Source organism: Candidatus Hydrogenedens sp. (genome assembly GCA_035378955.1).
Taxonomy (GTDB): Bacteria; Hydrogenedentota; Hydrogenedentia; order Hydrogenedentales; family Hydrogenedentaceae; genus Hydrogenedens.
The window spans coordinates 138,496-144,520 of sequence record DAOSUS010000001.1 but is presented as its reverse complement, the minus strand read 5'-3'; the positions used below and the strand labels follow the sequence as shown (position 1 = coordinate 144,520).

Below are 6,025 nucleotides of genomic sequence, written 5' to 3'. Positions count from 1 at the left end.
GCTGCCTTCTTGGCTACTTCCATAATCTCCATGCTCTTTCCTCCTATATCTATTTATATCTCCTTTCCTACATGTGGAATATATTATATAATCACCTTAAAAAATTAAACCTTTATTCAGAAATCTCAATTGTCGAGTAAGGAGCAAAAACAATGGCAGAAAAGGAAAAAGAGAGAAGGGAAATAGAATTAGATGAAAAAGAAGAAAAGATATTGTTAACATTTTTAAAACAAACAAAAGAAGGAAAATATGCAAAAATAGATGAAAGTTCGTTGCTCTATTTAAGACATGAAGAATTAAGAGAAGAAATTTATTATGAAGATGAGTATTACTATAGTATTAGATAGAATAATAACGGGGTATAAAATCATAGCATTGTCCTTCATAGCAAAAAGATTTGTATTTAATAGCATTTGTCTATATTGGTAATTGTTTAAAATTATCGCCTAAAATAGTATGAGAGGATATAGGAAAACATTTGGATATGATTTTATATACTTGAAAGACTGTTAAAATTTTATTGGGTAAGTAAAAAAATCCTTAAAGCAAATATATTTAGGGTTATATTTTATAACAATAAGTGAGGCGGGATAAGGGGAAAGGAAAATGGCGTTATTTATTTGAGAAGGAGAAGACGAGTTTGATGATTTCCTCGGCGATGGTTTCGGAGGCAAGGGGGTGGGCTAATTTTTTTGCAGCGTTGGACATATTATTAAGACGAATGGGGTCGGTCAAGATTTTACGGATACGGGGGAGTAGTGTGTCTGCGGAACAATCTTTATCGAGTAAAACTTCTGCGGCTCCCACATTTTCAAGGGAACGAGCGTTGTATTCTTGATGGTTATCCGTAGCAAAAGGGAAAGGTATCAGAATGGAAGGCTTGCCCAATACGGTAATTTCTGCTAATGTGGAAGCACCCGAACGAGCCACCAGTAAATCAGAAACGGACATCATATCTGCCATATCCTCAGAAAAAGGATAAATACTCAATGAGACTTTTGACTGTGCAGAAAGGTTTTTATATTTCTCATAATCGTTGTGTCCGGTTATCCAGATAATCTGAAATTCATCGGGCTCTAATTTGCTTAACATATCGGAAACAGCAAGGTTGATTGTATGGGCTCCCTGACTTCCTCCCATCACAAGGATAGTTTTTCGTTCAGGATTTAGTCCTAATTTAGCACAGACTTCTTCACGGGGTGGTGGAGATAAAAACGCATGTCGCACAGGATTTCCTGTAATTAAGAATTTCTCAGAAGGGTAAATCTCTTCGGGGAGATTTTCCGCCAGTGGGAAACTTAGGAACACCTTTTGTGCTTTCTTAGCGAGGATGCGATTTGCCATACCTAAACGGGAATTTTGTTCGTGCAAGACTGTGGGTATGTTTAGCATTTGAGCAGAATACAGAATGGGAAAGGAAACATATCCGCCGACACCAATTACAATTTGAGGCTGAAAACGAAGTAATATCTGGAAGGAACGGATCATTGAGATGGCTAATAAAGAAGCGGTTATTCCCTGTGAAATACTTATTTTCCGAGGCCAGCCACGAATAGGAACACTTCGAAATGGGATTCCTCTTTGCTGGCAGATTTTTTCTTCCAGATTCCCCTTTTTCCCTATCCATTGCACCAGCAAGAGATGGTCTCGCCGTTGCAATTCTTCCAATATGGAAAGGGCAGGGAAGATATGCCCACCTGTTCCACCACCTGTAATGATAACTTTCATACCAAACCTCTGAATAATATAAGTTTTATCAACTTGTTTTTAATCTGTGATAGATATGTTATGGTTCTGTTTTCTTTTCCTGTGGGAAGGCATTCGGGTCTAACTGTTTCAGGACGCTACGGTAGCCTTCCATATCTTCAAGACGCAAAAGCATAATGTTTGCAATTCCCAAGCCATAGGTTTTCGGTGCCATTGTTCGTGTATATTTCGGGGTTTGTTCCACTCCTTCAAAGCGAAGGGTATGTATCCCTTCAGAAAGTTCATGAATATCTAAATATAAAGGAGCAATGTCGAAACCTGGAGCCGAGAAATCAATAGGTGCTCCAAAAGGTTTCCCATCTATATAAGGTTGAAATACACCACTTAAAAGCGAAAAAATCATATAAGAATCAATACGATAAGTGCCTTTTTGCAGAATCTCAAAGTCAAATTCAATACTTGCTTTTGGAGTTAGAGGTATATAAAGAAGATAATATTCGGTAGGAACTGTCAAAATAGCCGGGTCGGCACGATAAACAAGACTATCAAATTTAAGTACTTTATACGGTGGAACTCGTTTATCTGACGGGGGTAGAGGTTCGTCCCATGTCGTAGGCGTCGTTTGATACCAGAACGCTACCGAACTAACCCAATCCTGCCGTTCTTTGAAACCTGCAAGGTCCATCTTTGTAACGGGGGCTTTTTCATTCATGATACTGCCTTTGTGTTCGATAACAACCTTCAAACTTTTTTCAAAATGCACCGGGTCAGGAATATGCCAGCGATAGATACTTACACGGTCTCCAGCGAAAACCCCTTCATATATAGGGACACCATAGTAAGGAGCATAAAATTCGCGGAAACCCCATGCATCGTTAAAATAATCTTCTGTTCCTGTTCCTTTTAATTGGGGCATTTCGGCTCCGTCAATATAAAAAAAGTCGTCCCCTTCACCAAACCAACCTGTTTCCATTTGTAAGGTAGAATAGACCGTGCCTACATAATGCCCTTTTCCCTGTGTTTCAAGGAGGGTATAATTACCAGGTTTGGCGGGATATTCCTGACGATAACGAGCATGAAAATAAGGGGTATCCGGAGTCCATTCGTTGAGTTTTTTCCAGTCTATATAATAGTAAAAAGAACCCACACGGATATTTGATTCGTTTGTAACAGTTACCTTTACATGTTTCTGGAAGGGCATAGGCCAGAAACAAACACGAGCACGACCCCTCGATGTATTAACTACAACCTGAGATATAAATTCCTTATGTCCTGCCAGTCCTAACCCGAAGAAATCACCGATAGGTGCCTCTACACTGGGTTTTTCTAAACCATCGTAATAAATTCTTAACACGATACTACGAGGATAGAATACATTTTCCGTAGCAATGGTATTCCAAAAATGGGTAATCATTCCAGGACCATCCTCATCCATCAATACCAAAGTCTGATTCGGTTCGATGGGACGAGCGTCACCATTCTTCTCAATGTCCTCGGCAGAACTACTATTTCGCATACTTTGCCCTGCAAGCGGTTTAATAAGACTTTCAAACGAAAAATCCCCAAATGTATTATTCTCTAAGAACAAAATGGCTACGACAAAAGAGAATAATAAGAAAAGATGAGTGTATTTTTTAGCATTCATAATCTACCCTTTACCTTTAAGTTCCATTTCATTTATCTATTTATTTTAACAAAAGTTCCTTTAGTTGAGATACTCTTTCACCCAGATGGTTCATAGCGGTCTGTATTGGTTGAGGAGTGGATAAATCAACACCTGCGGATTTGAGTTCATCAAGCGGATATTTGGACCCACCCATACTCAAAAATTCCAGATAGTTCTTTTGTGTTTTTTTGTCCCCTTCGATTAATTTTTTTGCTATGGCGATAGCGGAGGAGATGCCTGTGGCATATTTATAAACATAAAAAGCATGATAAAAATGAGGGATGCGAAAACATTCCAATTCTAATTGCGGGTCAATGGTTAAAGCCCCTCCAAAATAAATATTTAATAAATTTCGGTACTCGTTGCGGAAGACATCCAGTGTTAAGGGTTCTCCGTGTTCTGCAAGGGTATGGATTTTTAATTCAAATTCAGCAAACATGGTTTGGCGGATTAATGTTGTTCGTATTTCATCAATTTCGCGACAGATTAAACGGATACGGTCTTCTTTGGAAGGTAATTTTTGCAGATAGTAATGGACAAGGAGTTGCTCGTTAACTGTGGAAGCCACTTCTGCCACAAAAATCGTGTAATGACTATAATGGAATGGCTGTTTTTTATCGCTGAAATAACTATGCATAGAATGCCCTGCTTCATGGGCTAATGTAAACACAGAGTCCTCTAACTCATCTTTATAGTTCATCAGGATATACGGTGGACAGCGATAACAGCCCCACGAAAATGCTCCACTCCGTTTCCCCTTATTTTCATATCGGTCTACCCATCGTTTTTTTAGCAAGCCTTCTTCCAGTGTTTGCGTATATTCTTTACCTAAGGGGGCTAATGCGGATGAGATATCCTTAACGGCTTCCTCATAGTTCCGTTTTCTCTGTTTCCTATCAACAAGAGGGACAAACAGGTCATAGGCATGGATATCCTTAATTTTCAGCACCTGTTTCCTCAATTCCAAATATTCAACCAAAGGAGAAATGTTCTCCTTCACTGCATTTAGCAAGTTATGATATACCGAAGCCGGTATATTCTCCTCAAAAAGAGCACTTTCCAAAACCGAAGGGTATTTCCTTGCTCGTGCATGGAAAACATCTTCCAGAACGGATGCAGATAAAGAAGCGGACATTGTATTTGCATGCTCTTCATAGACTTTATAGTATTGGAAAAATGCCTTTTTGCGAAGGTTTCTATTTCTATTTTCCAAAAAGACACGGAAATTCCCATGAGTCAATTCCACTTTATTCCCTTTGTCATCAGTAATGGTGCCGAACTTCAAATCCGCATCATTCAACTGCTCAAATATCTTTCCGGCACCTCCTGCACTTTCCGTATGTAATGCAAGGAGATACTCTTCTTTTTCAGAAAGGACATGAGGTTTAAACCTTCTCAGATTTTCCAATGAAAAGCGATATTTTTCCAATTCTTTGCTTGATAAAAACTCCTGAAATTTCTTATCGGGTATGGATTGAATTTCCGGTGCGATAAAACTAACCGCCTGAGCCAATAGCATGCTTAAATATTGAACTCGTCCTGCAAGGGCTAAAAATTTCGTATTGGTTATATCCTCACATACTTTTAAGTTGGCATATACACTTAATTTCTCAAGTATCTGACCTGTTTTACTTTCAAGTTCAAGACAGGAACGGAGTATTTCAGGGGATTGTGCAAGTTTCTTACGGAATTGAGAAAATTTAGGTATCTCTTCCTCTAAATTTTGATAAGCCTTTTCCCATGCCGCTTCATTAGGAAATACCGGCGATAAATCCCAGGTAAACTCTATAGGAACATCGGAACGAACAAGAAGCTTCTTTATTTTTGAAGTGGACATAAAGTTTCTCCTTTAAAATCAAACTGTATTATCGTTAGGCAAGAAGACAATAAATGTATATGATAGGGTATGAAGGGAATAAAAAACAAAAGAAGTGCTCAATTAATTAGAAAAACCTTCTATAACAAAGCAAAAAAGCAGATAAAATTAAAACCCAAATGAAACACAAATAAACTTTATGGGGCAGGGTGTCGGCGGATGGTTGTATTATCAAAAACAGCTGTATGCATGTTATACTTAATGGAGAAAAAATCGTTAATTTAACAATAATCAGGAAAAGGATATTGTTATGAAATATGTTACTGGATTTGTGTTAATGACACTGCTTATTTTATCTTCCTGTCAGTCAGGACCTGAAGGGGGTGTTGTGAATAAGGTCCTTTCAGATTTTGGATTGCGAGAAAAACCGGAAGGGTATGTCAGTGAAACGGATAAGGTATTTCAGCGTTTGGGCGAAATCGGTGCTACGGAATTGCAACGGCTCAATCTCGAAAATCGTCATGGTGAAGTTAAGTTTGAGCAAAAGGGAGCAAGGGGTGAATATTATAAAGAGGTGAAGGTATACACGCAATATTATCCCATAGATGCAAAGCCTGTTAGCCATTCGGGGGAAAGTGGTCAGTCTTATACGGCTACTATAGAGTATGCATATAGCATTTATCGAAGTGCGTCTAAACCGACCCGTGCTGAAGCACAGGAATCGACAGCCGATATACCTGCGGGAATAGAAGGGCGGGAGACTTATCGGTATTCTTTAGGTCCTGCGGGTGTGTGGAATGGTGAGAAAGGACAGAAAATTAAGAGCAATTAAAAAA

General features: G+C 38.8%; 5 protein-coding genes. 2 read left to right on the top strand and 3 right to left on the bottom strand.

Annotated features, from left to right (window positions below; translation table 11 throughout):
- Nucleotides 1-152 precede the first annotated feature (152 nt).
- The gene (locus tag PLA12_00575) at nucleotides 153-347 is read left to right on the top strand and encodes a hypothetical protein (GenBank protein ID HOQ30983.1); all 195 of its coding nucleotides are present in this window, start codon (nucleotides 153-155) and stop codon (nucleotides 345-347) included.
- A 265-nt stretch (nucleotides 348-612) separates the two neighbouring features.
- Here PLA12_00575 and murG read toward each other — a convergent pair whose 3' ends face one another.
- The 3 genes from murG to pepF are packed head-to-tail and all read right to left on the bottom strand — an operon-like array spanning nucleotide 613 to nucleotide 5,210.
- Nucleotides 613-1,728 carry an undecaprenyldiphospho-muramoylpentapeptide beta-N-acetylglucosaminyltransferase gene (gene murG / locus PLA12_00570; GenBank protein HOQ30982.1) on the bottom strand — a complete coding sequence of 372 codons (1,116 nt, stop codon included), beginning with the start codon at nucleotides 1,726-1,728 and terminating at the stop codon, nucleotides 613-615.
- Between the two features lie 58 nt (nucleotides 1,729-1,786).
- A complete protein-coding gene (locus PLA12_00565) occupies nucleotides 1,787-3,352 on the bottom strand; it encodes a DUF2961 domain-containing protein (GenBank protein ID HOQ30981.1) in 1,566 nt (521 codons plus the stop codon).
- 40 nt (nucleotides 3,353-3,392) lie between these two features.
- A complete protein-coding gene (gene pepF, locus PLA12_00560; protein ID HOQ30980.1) occupies nucleotides 3,393-5,210 on the bottom strand; it encodes an oligoendopeptidase F in 1,818 nt (605 codons plus the stop codon).
- Between the two features lie 289 nt (nucleotides 5,211-5,499).
- Here pepF and PLA12_00555 point away from each other — a divergent pair, with 289 nt between their 5' ends.
- Nucleotides 5,500-6,021: a hypothetical protein gene (locus PLA12_00555; GenBank protein ID HOQ30979.1), complete on the top strand. Its 522-nt coding sequence runs from the start codon at nucleotides 5,500-5,502 to the stop codon at nucleotides 6,019-6,021.
- Nucleotides 6,022-6,025 lie beyond the last annotated feature (4 nt).